23 protein-coding genes and 2 tRNA genes are annotated in these 17,648 nt (G+C 60.5%); 1 reads left to right on the top strand and 24 read right to left on the bottom strand.

Annotated features, from left to right (window positions below; translation table 11 throughout):
- Positions 1 to 30 precede the first annotated feature (30 nt).
- Both H9K76_RS02000 and H9K76_RS01995 read right to left on the bottom strand, forming a co-directional pair.
- Positions 31 to 1,218: an ABC transporter substrate-binding protein gene (locus H9K76_RS02000; RefSeq protein ID WP_187597935.1), complete on the bottom strand. Its 1,188-nt coding sequence runs from the start codon at positions 1,216 to 1,218 to the stop codon at positions 31 to 33.
- Positions 1,219 to 1,488: 270 nt separating this feature from the next.
- Positions 1,489 to 2,745, bottom strand: a complete 1,257-nt coding sequence (locus H9K76_RS01995) for an Hsp70 family protein (RefSeq protein WP_187597934.1) — start codon at positions 2,743 to 2,745, stop codon at positions 1,489 to 1,491.
- Between H9K76_RS01995 and H9K76_RS01990 the strand changes: the two genes are divergently transcribed.
- Entirely contained in the window at positions 2,744 to 2,887 is a 144-nt protein-coding gene (locus tag H9K76_RS01990; RefSeq protein ID WP_187597933.1) for a hypothetical protein, read from the top strand. The genes H9K76_RS01995 and H9K76_RS01990 overlap by 2 nt on opposite strands.
- 6 nt (positions 2,888 to 2,893) lie before the next feature.
- Here H9K76_RS01990 and H9K76_RS01985 read toward each other — a convergent pair.
- The 22 genes from H9K76_RS01985 to H9K76_RS01880 form a co-directional block, all read right to left on the bottom strand.
- A tRNA-Met gene (locus H9K76_RS01985) sits at positions 2,894 to 2,970 on the bottom strand.
- An 89-nt stretch (positions 2,971 to 3,059) separates the two neighbouring features.
- A complete protein-coding gene (locus H9K76_RS01980; RefSeq protein ID WP_187597932.1) occupies positions 3,060 to 4,769 on the bottom strand; it encodes a hypothetical protein in 1,710 nt (569 codons plus the stop codon).
- Positions 4,770 to 4,920: 151 nt separating this feature from the next.
- Positions 4,921 to 4,997: transfer RNA gene (locus tag H9K76_RS01975), tRNA-Met, on the bottom strand.
- A gap of 32 nt (positions 4,998 to 5,029) precedes the next feature.
- On the bottom strand, positions 5,030 to 5,422 hold the full coding sequence (rplQ, locus tag H9K76_RS01970) for a 50S ribosomal protein L17 (protein WP_187597931.1): 393 nt from the start codon (positions 5,420 to 5,422) through the stop codon (positions 5,030 to 5,032).
- A gap of 119 nt (positions 5,423 to 5,541) precedes the next feature.
- A complete protein-coding gene (locus H9K76_RS01965; protein ID WP_187597930.1) occupies positions 5,542 to 6,534 on the bottom strand; it encodes a DNA-directed RNA polymerase subunit alpha in 993 nt (330 codons plus the stop codon).
- Positions 6,535 to 6,649: 115 nt separating this feature from the next.
- The gene (gene rpsD / locus H9K76_RS01960) at positions 6,650 to 7,273 is read right to left on the bottom strand and encodes a 30S ribosomal protein S4 (RefSeq protein ID WP_187597929.1); all 624 of its coding nucleotides are present in this window, start codon (positions 7,271 to 7,273) and stop codon (positions 6,650 to 6,652) included.
- 91 nt (positions 7,274 to 7,364) lie between these two features.
- On the bottom strand, positions 7,365 to 7,769 hold the full coding sequence (rpsK, locus tag H9K76_RS01955) for a 30S ribosomal protein S11 (RefSeq protein ID WP_011793799.1): 405 nt from the start codon (positions 7,767 to 7,769) through the stop codon (positions 7,365 to 7,367).
- A gap of 17 nt (positions 7,770 to 7,786) precedes the next feature.
- On the bottom strand, positions 7,787 to 8,152 hold the full coding sequence (gene rpsM / locus H9K76_RS01950; RefSeq protein WP_187597928.1) for a 30S ribosomal protein S13: 366 nt from the start codon (positions 8,150 to 8,152) through the stop codon (positions 7,787 to 7,789).
- 21 nt (positions 8,153 to 8,173) lie between these two features.
- Positions 8,174 to 8,287 carry a 50S ribosomal protein L36 gene (gene rpmJ / locus H9K76_RS01945; protein ID WP_019576345.1) on the bottom strand — a complete coding sequence of 38 codons (114 nt, stop codon included), beginning with the start codon at positions 8,285 to 8,287 and terminating at the stop codon, positions 8,174 to 8,176.
- A 162-nt stretch (positions 8,288 to 8,449) separates the two neighbouring features.
- Positions 8,450 to 9,763 carry a preprotein translocase subunit SecY gene (gene secY, locus H9K76_RS01940; protein ID WP_187597927.1) on the bottom strand — a complete coding sequence of 438 codons (1,314 nt, stop codon included), beginning with the start codon at positions 9,761 to 9,763 and terminating at the stop codon, positions 8,450 to 8,452.
- A gap of 23 nt (positions 9,764 to 9,786) precedes the next feature.
- Positions 9,787 to 10,218, bottom strand: a complete 432-nt coding sequence (rplO, locus tag H9K76_RS01935; protein WP_187597926.1) for a 50S ribosomal protein L15 — start codon at positions 10,216 to 10,218, stop codon at positions 9,787 to 9,789.
- 11 nt (positions 10,219 to 10,229) lie between these two features.
- On the bottom strand, positions 10,230 to 10,412 hold the full coding sequence (rpmD, locus tag H9K76_RS01930; RefSeq protein WP_187597925.1) for a 50S ribosomal protein L30: 183 nt from the start codon (positions 10,410 to 10,412) through the stop codon (positions 10,230 to 10,232).
- A 14-nt stretch (positions 10,413 to 10,426) separates the two neighbouring features.
- Complete coding sequence (gene rpsE / locus H9K76_RS01925) at positions 10,427 to 10,948, bottom strand: 30S ribosomal protein S5 (RefSeq protein ID WP_187597924.1); 522 nt, start codon at positions 10,946 to 10,948, stop codon at positions 10,427 to 10,429.
- 15 nt (positions 10,949 to 10,963) lie between these two features.
- On the bottom strand, positions 10,964 to 11,329 hold the full coding sequence (gene rplR / locus H9K76_RS01920) for a 50S ribosomal protein L18 (protein ID WP_187597923.1): 366 nt from the start codon (positions 11,327 to 11,329) through the stop codon (positions 10,964 to 10,966).
- Between the two features lie 11 nt (positions 11,330 to 11,340).
- Positions 11,341 to 11,874, bottom strand: coding sequence for a 50S ribosomal protein L6 (gene rplF, locus H9K76_RS01915; RefSeq protein WP_187597922.1), 534 nt, complete (start codon positions 11,872 to 11,874; stop codon positions 11,341 to 11,343).
- 26 nt (positions 11,875 to 11,900) lie between these two features.
- Positions 11,901 to 12,296: a 30S ribosomal protein S8 gene (gene rpsH, locus H9K76_RS01910; RefSeq protein WP_187597921.1), complete on the bottom strand. Its 396-nt coding sequence runs from the start codon at positions 12,294 to 12,296 to the stop codon at positions 11,901 to 11,903.
- 20 nt (positions 12,297 to 12,316) lie between these two features.
- The gene (gene rpsN, locus H9K76_RS01905; RefSeq protein ID WP_166067736.1) at positions 12,317 to 12,622 is read right to left on the bottom strand and encodes a 30S ribosomal protein S14; all 306 of its coding nucleotides are present in this window, start codon (positions 12,620 to 12,622) and stop codon (positions 12,317 to 12,319) included.
- A gap of 9 nt (positions 12,623 to 12,631) precedes the next feature.
- A complete protein-coding gene (gene rplE / locus H9K76_RS01900; RefSeq protein WP_187597920.1) occupies positions 12,632 to 13,171 on the bottom strand; it encodes a 50S ribosomal protein L5 in 540 nt (179 codons plus the stop codon).
- 9 nt (positions 13,172 to 13,180) lie between these two features.
- A complete protein-coding gene (rplX, locus tag H9K76_RS01895) occupies positions 13,181 to 13,501 on the bottom strand; it encodes a 50S ribosomal protein L24 (RefSeq protein ID WP_187597919.1) in 321 nt (106 codons plus the stop codon).
- Between the two features lie 11 nt (positions 13,502 to 13,512).
- The gene (gene rplN, locus H9K76_RS01890; RefSeq protein ID WP_187597918.1) at positions 13,513 to 13,881 is read right to left on the bottom strand and encodes a 50S ribosomal protein L14; all 369 of its coding nucleotides are present in this window, start codon (positions 13,879 to 13,881) and stop codon (positions 13,513 to 13,515) included.
- A gap of 215 nt (positions 13,882 to 14,096) precedes the next feature.
- Positions 14,097 to 15,701, bottom strand: coding sequence for a glycerol-3-phosphate dehydrogenase/oxidase (locus tag H9K76_RS01885; RefSeq protein WP_187597917.1), 1,605 nt, complete (start codon positions 15,699 to 15,701; stop codon positions 14,097 to 14,099).
- 125 nt (positions 15,702 to 15,826) lie between these two features.
- On the bottom strand, positions 15,827 to 17,560 hold the full coding sequence (locus tag H9K76_RS01880) for an ABC transporter substrate-binding protein (protein WP_187597916.1): 1,734 nt from the start codon (positions 17,558 to 17,560) through the stop codon (positions 15,827 to 15,829).
- Positions 17,561 to 17,648: the final 88 nt, after the last annotated feature.

Here is a 17,648-nt window from a genome sequence, read left to right as displayed (position 1 = left end):
GCGGCGTGGGTGCCGCAGGCCCGTGCCGGCTTACTTCTTCAGATCGGCGGGCTTGATCGACTTGTAGATGTCATCCTCGAAGCGCACGACACCGCCATCCTTCCAGCGCGCGAGATAGAAGTCGCTCACGCCCAGGCCTTCATGGCTGGCCTTGGAGAACGGCTTGTCGTAGGTCTTGATGACGCCCTCGGTCTTGCCGAGGTTGTCCAGCGCCGCGGCGACCTTCTCGCCGTCGGTGCTGTTGGCCTGCTTCATCGCGGCTGCCAGCAGCATCACCGAGTCATAGGCCTGGGCCGCACAGGGGAAGGTCGTGAGCGTCGGGAAGTTCACGCGCACACGCTGGCCCAGGGCCTTGGTCTTTGCGGACGTATCCTCCGTGGTCGAGGCCGCCATGATCAGGTGCTCGGACAGCTTGGCACCCGCCATCTTCGGGAACAGCGAGCTCAGGTTGCCCCAGGTGCCGAGCGTGATCGGCAGGTAGTTGATCTTCTCCATGCTGCGCAGCACCTGTGCAGCGCCATCGGCAATGCCGTAGATGATGACGGTGTCGGCGCCCGCGGCCTTGATCTTGTTGAGCTGCGACGTCATGTCGGTGTCCTTGGGGCCGTACTTTTCCACGGCCACGGGCTTCACGCCGTGCAACGCGAGAATCTCGGTCGCGTCCTTGATGCCGCCCTGGCCGTATCCGGTCGAGTCGGCAAGAATCGCGATCTTCTTGTCCTTGGATGCCTTGACCGCGTAGGCGCCCAGCAGCGAGACCTGTTCGCGGTCCACCATGGAGATGCGGTACAGGTAGTTCTGCGACTCCTTGGCGTAGCGCGTGGTGATCTCGGTGGCCGTTCCGATCGGCACGACGACGGGCACCTTCTTCTGCTGCGGGATATGCAGCCATGCCAGCGCATTGCCGGAGTTCGCAGGGCCCACGATGCCGCTGACCTTCTCGCTGTCGATCAGTTCCTGCACCGTCTGAATGGCCTTGGGCGGCGTGCCCTGGTCGTCGCGGACCACGCCGACCACCTTGCGGCCCATGATGCCGCCCGCCTTGTTGATGTCCTCGATGGCCGCCTCGAAGCCCCACCGTCCGGCAATGCCCAGTTCGGCCACGCCGCTCGCGGACTGGTCGGCCGTGTAGCCGATCTTGATGTCCTGAGCATGAACTGCCGTCGCGCCCCATGCGCTCAGCACGCAAACTGCCAATTGGCACACTGCCTTCTTCATCGGTGACTCCTCAAACGCAATCCGTGGCTGGAAAAGCCGCGAGGGCCATGCGCAGGGAGTGCTCATGAAGCCGCTCGATGAGTCAATGTAGCGACTATCCCTGGAACGCGGTTTCGGGTTTATCCGGGTGAAACCACAGGCTGTCTCAAATGGGAACCTGGGCGGCAGGGAAAGTGTTCACCGCAGATTTACCAAAACTTTGTTCCGATATTTGAAACAACAGCCTCGGTGCGGGCCCAACGGCCGGCGTCGCCGGCAAAGCCCCGGCATTCAGGCGTAGGCCAGCCCCGTGGCGACACCGCCGAACAGGTCTCCCTCGACCTGGTCGGTATGTGGAAACTCGACGCGCAACGCATCGCGCAAGGCTGTCAGCGCGGAGGAGCCGCCCGTAAGGTAGATGGCATCCGGCTGCGCCACGCCCGCCATGCGCACGCAGTCGCGCGCACAGGCCACGACCTGGGACAGCAGCGTGGACAACTGGGCCTCGAGATCGGAGGGGGCGATCTGGGCGCTCAGCTCGCGATCCAGCCAGCCGAGCTCGATCGCCGCGGCAGCATGGTGGCTCGACGCCCCGATCTTGGCCCGCTCGACTGCGTCCGCGAGCCGGTGGCCTTCCTTTTCCTCGAGCACATGCATGAGACGCTGGTGCAGCCGCTGGTCGCTGTAGTCGGTGCGCAGGTCGCGCGCCGCGGCAATGGCCTTGGGGACATACAACCATTGGATCAGATGCCAGGTCGAGAGATCGAAGAACACGCTGCTCGGTACCTCACGGCCGCTCGGCCCGGTGTGGCGATAGCCCAGCAGCGGCATCACCTGGCTGACGTTCAGGCGATGGTCGAAATCAGTCCCGCCGATATGCACGCCGGTGGTCGCCAGGATGTCCTCCGTGCGATCGCGCTTGTGCGCAAGCTCCGGACCGAGGCGCACCACGGTGAAGTCCGACGTACCACCGCCGATGTCGACCACCAGCACCACGGTTTCGCGTGTCAGGCGCTGCTCGTAGTCGAGCGCTGCGGCGATGGGTTCGAGCTGGAAGCTCACCTCACCCAGCCCTGCGTCCCTGGCCGCCGCCGCCAGTGCGTTCTGCGCATCGCGGTCGCGCTCGGGATGCTCGTCGACGAAGTGCACGGGCCGGCCCAGCACCACGCGCTCGGGCAGCCTGCCGTCCAGCGAGGCCCGCGCCTGATGCGCCACACGGCGCAGGAACAGCGAGATGATGTCCTGGTAGCTCACAAGCTTGCCGTGCAGCGCCGTCTTCTCCTGCAGCAGGGCACTGCCGAGCAGGCTCTTCAGAGAGCGCATCAGGCGCCCCGTTTCGCCCTCCAGATACTGCTTCATCGCATCGCGCCCGAAATGCGTGCTGTGCTCCTCGAAGTTGAAGAACAGCGCGGTCGGCATGCCCGTGGCCGCATCCTCGAGTGCCAGCAACTTCGCCTGTTCTCCGGGGGCACGCCACGCGGCGGCGGAGTTGGAGGTGCCGAAGTCAATGCCCAGCGTGCCGGGAACGGTGGAGGAGAAAGCAGTCATGTCGATACAACAAAGGAGATTGGCAGGCGGACGACAGCAGGACGGCAGGCAGCTCAACAACACCCCTGAACCGCGGAGCCTACCAATGCCCGAAGCGGGCACGGAAAACAAAAAGCCCGCTTTGTTTAAAGCGGGCTTTTGATTGAATTGGTTGCGCGAGAAGGATTTGAACCTCCGACCTTTGGGTTATGAGCCCAACGAGCTACCAGACTGCTCCATCGCGCGGCAAGTCTGAAATTATAGCACTTTTATGACTCGATGCAATCGCCCAGCGCCCGGATTTATTTCAGGACAGGGTCTGGGTGCACGCCGAATCACGGTGAGGCGGGGATGGCCAATCCTGTCAAGCTCACCGCGCCCAGTCCCAGCCAATGACCGTGGGCATCGCGTGTGCGGCGAAAGAACGATGGATATCTTGATGCATTGGTGCGTGCAAAGGGGCCGATCCGTATCTCGGCACTGCCGAGCCAATTCTGCTGAAGATTGGGCGTAGGCAGCAATGCGCAGAACATGCGGTAGGCTTGGGTGCGTGGGAGGTCCTGATAGCACTGCACGGTGCCATCGGCATTCATGGCAAAACGGCCTTCGACGCGGCTCAATCGAACCCAACCAGGCCTGGTGACACCCACACCTGCACTCCAGCGAATGAAATACTCGCCGAGCATGTGCTCAATGCCATCCGAGACGGGTTCAAGCTGCAGCCGTCTCATCGACTGCGTGGATTCCCCCGGCAGGGTCAGCACACCCGTAGTGATCTCGATATTGTCTCCCCCACCCCCATAGAGATCCGTCTTCAGCGCAAAGGCCATCTGGAATTCTCCGGCATTCGCCACTTCACGCGCCGTTCGGGCAGGGCCGCCGAAGGTGCGTCCGCCCGCATAGCGCAGCAGATCCATGCTCGCCTTCGTTTCTCCATACAGCGTATCGGACGAGCGCAAGGTACTGGCCCCCATGTGAAATGCCGGCGAGCCGTCGGCCAGGTAGTCCGAGGTCTGAACGATGATGGTGTTGTCCTGGACATCCAAAAAGACACCGCGACCGGGTTTTCCGGTGGCTTCATCATCGATGATCCAGGCTCCGCTCGAAGGCAGCAGCGTGACGTGGTCATAGCCGCTGCAGGAACCCGTGATGCAATCACCGCCCAAGTTGTTGGAGTTCACGTGGACGCGAGCGCTGCGCTTGTCAGGTCCATTGCACCACTCTGCGTTGCAGCTGAAGCTGCCTTCATCCCAGCCGTTCAGCATGAGGCGTCGGGTCGCATCCCCCATGGGTTGGATTTCCCCCACGACGTCGCCGCCGACGATGCGAAACCGCAGTCGCCGCACGTCCAGCAGTTCCCTACTACCTGCCAAGGGCACGCAGTCAAACACTTGGGTGCTTGATTCGAACTGACAAGTCAGATCCTGGAAAGCCACATCCCATTGCGACCTGGAGGTGAGGTACAGCACGAGCCCGGCGTCCTCCTTCATGCGAAGCGATGCCTCCCACAGATCATGTCCACCGGCTCTTGTATTGACCACCCAATGCATTTCCTGCAGCCCCTCCTTGCCCGAAGGTGGGTTCGTGGACAGCTGAGTCCACCAAGGCTGAGTCTGCCGGTTCACCAGCAGGCGCGCGATGGGCTGCTCCGCCTCGCCCGGAAAGCGCACCGTGCCGTTGAGCCCATCCGTGAATTTCACCGTGACGTCGCCTGCCGTACCATCCGCCACGGCATCCTGCGGCGCGCCACCCATGGAACGACCACCCTTGAAACGCAAGAGAGGCACCGTCATCGAAGCAGCATCATCGAGCTGACCGACCGCGGTATGGAAAGTGGCCTCGCCCTTGTCCGTGTAGTTGAAGATCTGGAGAAATGCCGTGTTGCCCTGGACATCAAGGGAAAAGCCTCGGCCCGGCTGTCCGTTCGTTTCTGAAGGAATGCTCCACAGGCCCGCCTGGGGCGTGAATTCGCGTGCCGCTGCCGCTTGGCCCCACAGCGTGCACATGGCAACGACCCACGCGCCCATCCAGATCGCTCTTCCCATCAGGCTCCTCACAATCAATCAATAGAACAGGGCCCAGCATTGGCGAGGGAGTCCATGATGTCAAGTGTGCCCATCGTCAGACCATGCAAGAAGAAGCACTCGGAGAAAACAAAAAAGCCCGTATCTTTCGATACGGGCTTTTCCTGTAACTTGGTTGCGCGAGAAGGATTTGAACCTCCGACCTTTGGGTTATGAGCCCAACGAGCTACCAGACTGCTCCATCGCGCGGCAAGCGTTTATTCTATCCCAAAACGGCTGTATTAAGCAGCAGTTTCGTTGTTTTCAGCAGCTTCAGGTGCACGATCCACCAGCTCGACGTAGGCCATGGGAGCGTTGTCGCCCACACGGTAACCCATCTTCAGGATACGTGTGTAGCCGCCTGGACGAGCGTTGAAACGTGGGCCGAGTTCGTTGAACAGCTTGGTCACGCTGTCACGGTCGCGCAGGCGGTTGAATGCCAGGCGGCGGTTGGCAACGGTGTCCACCTTGGCCAGGGTGATCATGGGCTCGATCACGCGGCGCAGTTCCTTGGCCTTGGGAACGGTAGTCTTGATGGCCTCGTGCTCGATGAGCGAGTTCATCATGTTCTTCAGCATCGCGAGGCGGTGCGAGCTGGTGCGATTCAGTTTGCGAAGGCCGAGACCGTGGCGCATGGTAATTTCCTTTTTAAATTTAAAGCGGCTAGCCGTATCAGGTACTAGCCGCTGCGCGGTTTGCAGTGCTCTCTCGATCCATCAAAGATCGGAAGAGCCTGCGATTATAGCGTTTTGGATCAACGCTTGTCGAGACCAGCCGGCGGCCAGTTCTCGAGCTTCATGCCGAGCGTGAGGCCACGCGAGGCAAGAACTTCCTTGATTTCGTTGAGCGACTTGCGACCCAGGTTAGGCGTCTTGAGCAGCTCGTTCTCGGTGCGCTGGATAAGATCACCGATGTAGTAGATGTTCTCTGCCTTGAGGCAGTTGGCGGAACGCACGGTGAGTTCCAGCTCGTCCACGGGACGCAGCAGGATCGGATCGAACGTAGCGTTGGAACGCGAGCCGGCAGGTGCATCGAATGCAGCCAGTTCGCCGCCTTCGAGCTGAGCAAACACGGCGAGCTGTTCCACCAGGATCTTGGCGGATGCGCGCACGGCGTCTTCAGCGGTGATGGCACCATTGGTCTCGATCTCGACGACCAGCTTGTCCAGGTCGGTACGCTGCTCGACACGGGCGCTTTCCACGGTGTAGCTCACGCGCTTGACCGGGGAGAACGATGCGTCCAGCACGATGCGGCCGATGGACTTGGTCGATTCGTCGTTGTAGCGACGCAGGTTGCCTGGCACGTAGCCGCGGCCCTTTTCCACCTTGATCTGCATGTCCAGCTTGCCGCCGGCCGACAGATGGGCGATCACATGATCCGGATTGACGATTTCAACGTCGTGCGGTGTCTGGATGTCCTGTGCCGTGACAACGCCTTCGCCGTCCTTGCGCAGGCTCAGCGTGACTTCGTCGCGATTGTGGAGCTTGAACACCACGCCCTTGAGGTTCAACAGAATGTTGACCACGTCTTCCTGAACGCCATCGATGGAGGAGTACTCGTGGAGCACGCCGGCAATGGTCACTTCGGTGGCAGCGTAACCAACCATGGAGGAGAGCAGCACGCGACGGATGGCATTGCCCAATGTATGGCCATAGCCCCGCTCAAACGGCTCCAACTCGACCTTGGCACGATTGTGGCCAAGCTGCTCAACGTTAATTGCTTTGGGCTTCAGCAAATTGGTTTGCATGCGAACTTCCTCTTAATACCCCCAGCTCGTTACACCGGTAAGGCTAGTGAAGCGCCTAAACCGCGATGCCTCGCGGTTCAGGAACAGTTTCTCGAAAACTTGAGCAAGCAGCGAATTAGCGCGAGTACAACTCAACGATCAGCGATTCGTTGATGTCTGCACCGAATTCGTCGCGGTCAGGAGACTTCTTGAAGACGCCTTCGACCTTGTCAGCATTGACTTCGACCCAAGCAGGCATGCCCACTTGCTGAGCCAGTTGCAGGGCTTCGACAATACGAGCCTGCTTCTTGGACTTCTCACGCACGGCAACCACGTCACCAGCCTTCACCAGGAAGGAAGCGATGTTCACGGACTGGCCGTTCACGGTGATGGCCTTGTGGGACACCAGCTGACGTGCTTCAGCACGTGTGGAGCCGAAGCCCATGCGGTACACGACATTGTCCAGACGCGATTCGAGCACGGTCAGCAGGTTGGCGCCGGTGTTGCCCTTCTTGCGATCAGCCATTTCGAAGTAGCGACGGAATTGCTTTTCCAGCACGCCGTACATGCGCTTTACTTTTTGCTTTTCGCGCAGTTGCAGGCCGTAGTCGGAAGTACGAGCACCCGAAGTGCGGCCGTGCTGGCCTGGCTTGGTGTCGAACTTCGCCTTGTCGGCGATCGAGCGGCGTGCGCTCTTCAGGAACAGGTCGGTGCCTTCACGGCGGGAGAGTTTGGCCTTGGGGCCGAGATAACGTGCCACTTGAGCTTCCTTGTTTTGTCATCTTCCGTGCCCGGAAGGCACGGGAGCCACCAGCGCATGAAGCGATGGTGGCGGTGGGCTTACTGAAAAATCAGATACGACGACGCTTTTGAGGGCGGCAGCCGTTGTGGGGAACCGGCGTCACATCGGAGATCGAAGTGATGCGGATACCCAGTGCGCCGAGAGCGCGCACCGACGACTCGCGACCTGGGCCCGGGCCCTTGATCTCGACGTCGAGGTTCTTGATACCTTGTTCAATGGCAGCGCGACCGGCCACTTCCGAAGCCACCTGAGCAGCGAACGGAGTCGACTTGCGCGAACCCTTGAAACCCTGGCCGCCGGACGAAGCCCACGACAGGGCGTTGCCTTGGCGATCAGTGATGGTGATGATCGTGTTGTTGAACGATGCGTGCACGTGAGCGATGCCGTCCGAAACGTTCTTGCGAACCTTCTTGCGAACACGCTGTGCAGCATTGTTGGCGGGAGATTTAGCCATAGTGCTCTACCTAGTCTTTACTTCTTGAGTGCCGCTGCGCCCTTGCGCGGACCCTTGCGAGTGCGGGCGTTGGTGCGCGTACGCTGGCCACGCATTGGCAGGCCTCGGCGATGGCGGAAGCCGCGATAGCAACCGATGTCCATCAAACGCTTGATGTTCATGGTGGTTTCGCGACGCAGGTCACCTTCGATGGTGAACTGGGCGATTTCGTCGCGGATCTTTTCCAGATCAGCGTCGGTGAAGTCCTTGACCTTCTTGGCGTAGTCGATTCCGCAGGCTTCGCAGATCTTGCGAGCGCGTGTACGACCGATGCCGAAAATGGAAGTCAGGCCAATCTCCGCGTGCTTGTGCGGAGGGATGTTGATACCAGCGATACGTGCCATTTGCGTCCTCTAATGTCTCAATCAGCCTTGGCGCTGCTTGTGGCGGGCATCTGTACAGATGACACGCACAACGCCCTTGCGGCGGATGATTTTGCAGTTGCGGCAAATCTTCTTGACCGAAGCCGAAACTCTCATTGCATTCTCCTAAATTTCCAATCGTCCCGGCTGCCTGCAGCGGAACACAAAGTCTCATCAAAAGTCTTGTGCCCGCGATACATCGAAGGGCATCAATTTACCGTTGCTATCAGGCGAACCCAGCATTATGCCGTATCCGCCCGATTCTTGCTTGACTCAGCGTCAGAGCGTTGTTTTAAAGTTAGCCTTCTTCAACAACGACTCGTACTGCTGCGACATCATGTAGTTCTGAACCTGGGCCATGAAGTCCATGGTCACGACCACGATGATCATGAGTGAGGTGCCGCCGAAATAGAACGGCACGTTGTACTTCAGGATCAGGAACTCCGGCAACAGGCAGACGAATGTGATGTACACAGCGCCCACAAGTGTCAGTCGCACCAGGATCTTGTCGATATAGCGTGCTGTGTTCTCGCCAGGACGGATGCCCGGAATGAACGCACCACTCTTCTTCAAGTTGTCCGCTGTCTCACGGCTGTTGAACACCAGCGCCGTGTAGAAGAAGCAGAAGAAAATGATTGCAGCAGCGTAGAGCAGCACATAGATTGGCTGACCCGGGGTAAGCGTACCCGCGATGTCCTTCAACCAGCGCATGGACTCACCGGCACTGAACCAGTTCACCACAGTAGCAGGCAACAAGATGATGGACGAAGCGAAGATCGGAGGGATCACACCCGCCATGTTGAGCTTCAGAGGCAGATGGGAGGATTGACCGCCATACACCTTGTTGCCCACCTGTCGGCGTGCGTAATTGACCAGAATCTTGCGCTGACCGCGCTCCACGAACACGACGAAATAGGTCACCAGGGCAATGATCACGACGATCAGAATTGCCGCCAGCGGGCCCATGGCGCCGGTACGAACAAGCTCCAGCATGCCACCGACAGCACTCGGCAGGCCTGCAGCAATACCACCGAAGATCAGGATGGAAATACCATTGCCCAATCCACGCTCGGTGATCTGCTCACCCAGCCACATGAGGAACATGGTGCCAGCGGTGAGGCTGACAACGGCCGTCATGCGGAAGCCGAACCCGGGGTTCAGCACCAGGCCGGCGGAGCTCTCCAGAGCGACAGCAATACCAAGCGACTGGAAGATGGCCAGGCCAAGCGTACCGTAACGCGTGTACTGGGTGATCTTCCTGCGGCCGGCTTCGCCTTCCTTCTTCAACTGCTCAAATGTCGGGACCACATAGGTCATGAGCTGCATGATGATCGATGCCGAGATGTACGGCATGATCCCCAGTGCGAACACCGTGAAGCGCGAAAGCGCCCCACCCGAGAACATGTTGAACAGGTTCAGAATGCCACCTTGTTGGCCACTGAACAGCTGCTGGAGCTGCGCTGGGTCGATACCAGGCACCGGGATATGCGCCCCGATGCGGTAGACGACCAACGCCAGCAACAAAAACACCAGCCGGCGACGAAGATCGCCGAACTTGCCCGTTTTCGCGATTTGAGCTGCGTTAGTAGCCACGGATGCCTTTCTTGTTAGCCCAATCAGGCCACGGAGCCGCCGGCTGCTTCGATGGCAGCCTTAGCGCCTGCTGTAGCGCCAATGCCGTTCAGCTTCACAGCCTTGGTGAGTTCACCAGACTTGATCACCTTCACGACCTTGGCCAGCTGGCCCACCAGACCGGCATTCTTCAATGCAGCCACGTCCACTTCGGCCAGGCCGAGCTGGTTCAGAGCCGTCAGAGTCACTTCAGCGTTGAACTTCAGTGCTGCAGACTTGAAACCGCGCTTGGGCAGACGACGTTGCAGAGGCATCTGACCGCCTTCGAAGCCTACCTTGTGGTAGCCACCCGAACGCGACTTCTGACCCTTGTGACCGCGGCCGGCGGTCTTGCCGAGGCCGGAGCCGATACCACGGCCCACGCGACGCTTGGCGTGCTTTGCACCGTCTGCAGGCTTGATGCTATTGAGTTCCATCATCAATCCTTTCAGAGGACTTTGACCAGATAGCTGATCTTGTTGATCATGCCGCGCACTTCAGGCGTGTCCTTGAGTTCGCTCACGCTGTTGAGCTTGCGAAGACCCAGGCCACGCACGGTGGCGCGGTGCGATTCCTTGGTGCCGATAGGGCTGCGCACCAGTTGAATCTTGACTGTTTGTTGCGTTGTCATTGCTTGCCTCTCAATCAGGCTGCGAACAGGTCTTCAACGCTCTTGCCGCGCTTGGCTGCCACTTCTGCGGGAGTCGTGGAGTTAGCCAGTGCGTCGAATGTTGCACGAACCATGTTGTAGGGATTGGACGAGCCGTGGCTCTTCGCAACGATGTCGGTGATACCCATCACCTCGAACACTGCGCGCATCGGGCCGCCCGCGATGATGCCGGTACCCTTGGGGGCCGGAGCAACCATCACGTGTGCAGCGCCATGGTGGCCGTTCACGGTATGGTGCAGGGTGCCGTCCTTCAGGGACACCTTCACCATGTTGCGACGGGCTTCTTCCATAGCCTTCTGCACGGCAGCAGGCACTTCCTTGGACTTGCCCTTGCCCATGCCAACGCGGCCATCGCCGTCGCCAACCACGGTCAGTGCAGCGAAGCCGAGAATACGACCACCCTTCACAACCTTGGTGACGCGGTTCACCGCGATCATTTTTTCGCGCAGACCGTCGTCACGACCTTCGTCTTGCACCTTGGGGGAAAACTTTGCCATTTTTATCCGCTCCGCTTAGAACTGCAGACCCGCTTCGCGGGCAGCTTCAGCCAAAGCCTTCACGCGGCCGTGGTATGCGAAACCAGCGCGATCGAAAGCCACTTTTTCAACGCCAGCAGCCTTTGCCTTTTCAGCAATGCGCTTGCCGATGGCTTGTGCAGCCGAGACGTTGCCGCCCTTGCCTGCACCGCCGAGCGACTTGCGCACGTCGGCTTCTGCAGTGGAGGCCGAAGCCAGCACCTTGGAGCCGTCGCCGGAAATCAGCGTCGCGTAGATATGGAGGTTCGTACGATTGACGGTCAGGCGTGCGATGCCTTGCTGGGCAATACGAATGCGCGTCTGACGGGCACGACGAAGACGCTGCTCTTTCTTTGTCAACATGTTGCAGCTCCTTACTTCTTCTTGGTCTCTTTGATGACGACCTTCTCATCCGCATAACGGATGCCCTTGCCCTTGTAAGGCTCGGGAGGACGCACAGCGCGGATTTCTGCAGCCAGCTGGCCAACGCGCTGACGGTCTGCACCCTTCAGGATGATTTCCGTCGGCGTGGGAGTCGCCACAGTGATGCCCGCAGGCATCTCGAAGTTCACGGGGTGCGAGAAGCCCACGGCCAGGTTCAGCTTGGAACCCGAAGCAGCAGCCTTGAAGCCCACGCCGATCAGCGTCAGCTTCTTCTCGAAACCCTTGCTCACGCCCAAGACCATGTTGTTCACCAGCTGACGCATGGTGCCGCTCATGGCATTGGCTTCGCGGGACTCATTGACAGGGGCAAACGTCAGCTTGCCGTCTTCCAGAGCCACCTTCACCAGGGCGCTGGGGGTCAGGGACAGAGTGCCGCCTGCGCCCTTGACGCTGATCTGGTTGTTGTTCATCGACACGTCCACGCCTTGTGGGACGGTCACTGGGGATTTGCCTACACGGGACATTTCAGTTTTCTCCTCAATGCCAGTGATTAAGCGACGTAGCAAAGCACTTCGCCACCCACACCGGTAGCACGTGCCTTGCGGTCAGTCATCACGCCCTTGGGAGTGGTGACGATTGCCACGCCCAGACCGTTCTGCACGGTAGGAATGGAATCACGACCCTTGTAGACACGCAGGCCGGGGCGGCTCACGCGCTCGATACGCTCGATCACTGGACGACCGGCGTAGTACTTCAATGCGATTTCGAGTTCGGACTTGCCGTCTTCCGTCTTGACTTGGAAGCCGTCAATGTAACCCTCGTCCTTCAGCACTTGGGCAATGGCAACCTTCACCTTGGAAGATGGCACCGAAACGGATGCCTTGGAAACCATTTGCGCATTGCGAATGCGGGTCAGCAAGTCAGCGATGGGATCACTCATGCTCATGTTGTATCTCTCCTGCCTGCTTACCAGCTGGCCTTGGTGACACCGGGGATGTCGCCAGCAAAAGCCAGTTCACGGATCTTTGCGCGACCCAGACCGAACTGGCGGAACGTGCCACGTGGGCGGCCAGTGATTTCGCAGCGGTTGCGCTGACGGGTCGGGTTGGCGTTGCGTGGGAGCTTCTGCAGACCCAGACGGGCTGCATCACGCTCTTCATCGCTACGCTTGGCATCGCCAGCAATTGCCTTCAGTTCTGCGTACTTGGCAGCGTACTTGGCGGCCAGTTTTTCGCGCTTGAGTTCGCGCTGGATCAAAGCTACTTTAGCCATACGCTGCCTTTAGTTCTTGAACGGGAAACGGAAGCCCTGCAGAAGCGCCTTGGCTTCGTCGTCGGTCTTGGCCGTTGTGGTGATGCTGATATTGAGACCGCGCAGTGCGTCGACCTTGTCGTACTCAATTTCAGGGAAGATGATCTGTTCTTTGACGCCGATGTTGTAGTTGCCACGGCCGTCGAAAGCGCGACCGGAGATACCACGGAAGTCACGGACGCGGGGCAGAGCCACGGTCACGAAACGGTCCAGGAATTCGTACATCTGAACGCCACGCAGGGTCACCATGCAGCCAATGGCTTGGCCTTCACGGATCTTGAAACCGGCGATAGGCTTCTTGGCCTTGGTCACCACAGGCTTCTGACCAGCAATCTTGGTCAGGTCGCCCACAGCGTGGTCCATCACCTTCTTGTCAGCCACGGCTTCGCTCACACCCATGTTCAGGGTGATCTTGGTCAGACGCGGGACTTCCATAGGAGACTTGTAGCCGAACTTCTCTGTGAGTTCAGCAACAATCTTTTCGCGATAGTATTTTTGCAGTCGTGCCATGTTGACTCCTTAGGCTGCCTTGATTTCGGCGCCGTTGGACTTGAACACGCGAACGCGCGAACCGTCAGCTTGCACCTTGATACCAACGCGGTCAGCCTTGCCCGTAGCAGCATTGAAGATTGCCACGTTGGACTGGTGGATAGGCATGGCCTTTTCCACGATGCCGCCAGTCGTACCCTTCATGGGGTTCGGCTTGACGTGCTTCTTGACCAGATTGATGCCTTCCACGATTACGTGGGAGTCATCCTTGCGCAGCGACACTGTGCCGCGCTTACCCTTGTCGCGCCCTGTGAGCACGATGACTTCATCGCCCTTGCGAATCTTGTTCATGACTCGTGTCCTTAGAGAACTTCAGGCGCCAACGACACGATCTTCATGAACTTTTCAGTACGCAGTTCACGTGTCACGGGGCCAAAAATGCGGGTGCCGATAGGCTCCAGCTTGGAGTTCAGCAACACTGCTGCGTTGCCATCGAATTTGACGAGCGAACCGTCGCCACGGCGGATGCCCTTGGCTGTACGAACCACCACTGCGCTGAGGACGTCGCCTTTCTTGACGCGGCCGCGCGGTGCTGCTTCCTTGACGCTCACCTTGATGATGTCGCCGACGCTTGCATAGCGGCGCTTGGAACCACCCAGCACCTTGATGCAGAGGACGGACTTCGCGCCGGTGTTATCGGCGACGTCTAACCGAGATTCTGTCTGGATCATTTCAATATTCCCAACTTGCACCGGAAGCCCACACGAATGAGAGCTACCAGTCAGTCTTGGGCCCGTCGTCAGAGCTGCAAACCATTCACAGCTCATCCGCTGGGCAGAAACTTTCGCGCATAGATTTACGCGAAGCCTTGTATTGTCGCAAAGAAAAATCCGCCCGTCAAGCGAAGCGGATTCCTGAATGCAACAGTGCAGCCTTGAACGGGGGTTCAGGGCTGCGGAACGGTGGCGTATTGTTGCGCAATCGCCAAAAAATCGTCCAGTTGCGGGTCAATACCCAACTCTTCGCGAAGGATTTCCGCCACGCGCGGGGCGATCGAAGCCGCCAGCTTCGCATCCAGGAACAACAGGCGCACGCGGCGCGCCAGCACGTCCTCCACGGTTCGCGCGTACTCGTGGCGAGCGGCAAAGCGCACCATGGCCTCGCTGAAGCCCGGCGCCAACGCGACCTGCGCTCCTTCGAGCGAGGCGACGAATCCAGCCTCGCTGCCATAGGAGTGCAGGCCCTGCGGATCGTTCATGCCCTCGCGCATCGGCTTGCCGACCGTCGCACCGACCACGGGCAGCCTGACCGTGACGCCGCCCGGGCGGCGCGGCAGCAGGTCGGCGTCCATGCACTGCTGCAGCACGTCCTCGGCCATCGCGCGGTAGGTCGTCCACTTGCCGCCCGTCACCGTGACCAGGCCGCTCTTGCTGACCAGCACCGTGTGCTCGCGGCTGATCTTCTTGGTGTTGCCGGCGTCGTCGTCCTGGTGCTTGACCAGGGGACGCAGCCCCGCCCAGATGCTGCGCACGTCCGAGATCTTGGGCGCGCGGCGCAGGTAGCGCGCCGACTCGCCCAGGATGAAGGCCACCTCGTTCTTCATGGCCTCGGGTTCGTAGTCGAGCTGTTTCTTCGGGCTATCGGTGGTGCCCAGGATCACCTTGCCCAGCCAGGGCACGGCGAACAGCACGCGGCCGTCCGTGGTCTTGGGGACCATCAAGGCGTGGTCGGTCGGCAGGAATTCGCGGTCCACCACGATGTGCACGCCCTGGCTGGGCGCCACCATCGGCTTGACCGGCTTGCCCTGCGCCACGCCGTCCTTCTCGCGCAGCGCGTCGACCCAGACGCCAGCCGCGTTGATCACGCAGCGTGCCTTGATCTCGAAGCGCTGCTTCGACCGCACGTCCTCGCAGACCAGCCCGTTGACCTTGCCGTCGGCATAGGTGAGTTCGGTCACGGCGCAGTAGTTCACCAGCAGCGCGCCCTTGAGCGCAGCCGTGCGCGCCAGCGCGAGCGCGAGACGAGCGTCGTCGAACTGGCCGTCCCAGTACTTGACGCCCCCCTTGAGACCGTCACCCTGCACGGTCGGCAGCAGGCGCATGGTGTCCATGCGCCCGAGGAATTCTGTCGCTCCCAGGCCGGCGGAACCTGCCAGGCCGTCGTACATCTTGAGCCCCACGCCGTAGAACGGGGTTTCCCAGAGCTTGTAGGACGGCATCACAAAGGCCAGCGGGCGGGCCAGGTGCGGCGCGTTGTGAAGCAGTGTCGTGCGCTCATGCAAAGCCTCGCGCACCAGCGAGATGTTGCCCTGCGCCAGGTAGCGCACGCCGCCGTGCACCAGCTTGGTCGCACGCGAGGACGTGCCCTTGGCGAAATCGTGGGACTCGAGCAGCACCACCTTGAGGCCCCGGGCGGCGGCGTCAAGCGCCGTGCCTAGGCCGGTCGCACCTCCGCCCACCACGGCCAGATCGTATTCCTGCGGCTGGGCAAGCCGGGCCAGCAGCTCGGCCCGATCCGTCTTCTGTGGGCTGATGGAATCGTTAGTAGTCATGGCTCCGATTGTCCGCTTTTGGACAACCTCTTTCAGGGTAAACCCGATAATTCTCGATGAACCGGAGGGGGCGGAAAGGGCGAGCGCCCCGAGGAAGCGCCCGCCTTGAGGTCGCGCTAACAACCTCAGCGCACCTTTCCGTCCTTCCAAGCCTGCAGCAGCTTGTCATAGGCGATGGTCTCGCCCTTCGGCTTCTCGTTGGCCAGCTTGGCCCACGGTGCGCCCTTGTCGGACAGCCACTTGTTCGGGTCGCCCTTCTTGTTGAGCTTGGGCGCGCAATGCGCCATGCCCGCACGCTCGAGGCGCGCCATCACCTGGTCCATCTCCTCGGCCAGGTTGTCCATGGCGGACTGCGGCGTCTTCTCGCCGGTCACGGCCTGCGCCACGTTCTTCCACCAGAGCTGCGCCAGCTTCGGATAGTCGGGCACGTTGGTGCCGGTGGGTGTCCAGGCCACGCGTGCCGGGCTCTGGTAGAACTCGACCAGGCCGCCGTACTTGTTGGCGTTCTTGGTGAAGTACTCGCTGCGGATGTCCGAGTCGCGGATGAAGGTCAGGCCCTGGATCGACTTCTTCAGCGACGTGGTCTTGGCAGTCACGAACTGTGCGTACAGCCAGGCAGCGGCGGTCTTGTTGGCGTCGTGGCCCTTGAAGAAGGTCCAGCTGCCCACGTCCTGGTAGCCGTTCTGCATGCCGTCCTTCCAGTACGGGCCGTGGGGGCCGGGGGCCATGCGCCACTTCGGCGTGCCGTCGGCATTCACGACGGGCAAGCCGGCCTTGGTCATGTCGGCCGTGAACGCCGTGTACCAGAAGATCTGCTGCGCGATGTGGCCCTGCGCCGGCACCGGGCCGGACTCGCCGAAGGTCATGCCCGTGGCCTCCTTGGGCGCGTACTTCTTCATCCAGTCCACGTACTTGGTGAGCGCGTAGACGGCCGCCGGAGAATTGGTGGCGCCGCCGCGCGAGACCGAGGCGCCCACCGGCGTGCACTTGTCATCCGCCACGCGGATGCCCCATTCGTCCACAGGCATGCCGTTCGGGATGCCCTTGTCGGCGGAGCCGGCCATCGAGAGCCATGCATCGGTGAAGCGCCAGCCAAGCGACGGATCCTTCTTGCCGTAGTCCATGTGGCCGTAGATCGGCTTGCCGTCGATCTGCTTGACGTCGTTGGTGAAGAACTCGGCGATGTCCTCGTAGGCGCTCCAGTTCTGCGGCACGCCCAGGTCATAGCCATATTTGGCCTTGAACTTCTCCTGCAGGTCCTTGCGTGCGAACAGGTCGGCGCGGAACCAGTACAGGTTGGCGAACTGCTGGTCGGGCAGCTGGTACAGCTTGCCGTCCGGCGCGGTGGTGAAGCTCGTGCCGATGAAGTCCTTGAGGTCGAGCCCGGGGTTGGTCCATTCCTTGCCATCGCCCGCCATGTAGTCGGACAGATTCATGATCTTGCCGTAGCGGTAGTGCGTGCCGATCAGGTCGGAGTCGGAGATCCAGCCGTCGTAGATCGACTTGCCCGACTGCATCGAGGTCTGCAGCTTCTCGACCACGTCGCCTTCCTGGATCAGGTCATGCTTGACCTGGATGCCCGTGATCTCGCTGAAAGCCTTGGCCAGTACCTTGCTTTCGTATTCGTGCGTGGTGATCGTCTCCGACACCACGGCAATCTCCTTCACACCCTTGGCCTGCAGCTTCTTCGCGGCATCGATGAACCACTTCATCTCGGCCATCTGCTGGTCCTTGCTGAGCGTGGAAGGCTGGAACTCGCTGTCGACCCACTTCTTGGCCTCCGGCTCGCCCGCCCAGGCCCCGTGCCCCAGGCTCAAAGCCACGGCGGCGAACGCGATCGCCTTGAACTGCAACTTCATGACTCATCTCCTTGCATTGGAACTCCCCATGTTTGAAATGGGTACGGCTGCGGGGAGATGCAGTCCGTCCCTTCTACTTTCACCTCGA

This window comes from Diaphorobacter ruginosibacter (assembly GCF_014395975.1).
Classification (GTDB): domain Bacteria; phylum Pseudomonadota; class Gammaproteobacteria; order Burkholderiales; family Burkholderiaceae_C; genus Diaphorobacter_A; species Diaphorobacter_A ruginosibacter.
This window is presented reverse-complemented; position numbering and strand designations above follow the sequence as displayed.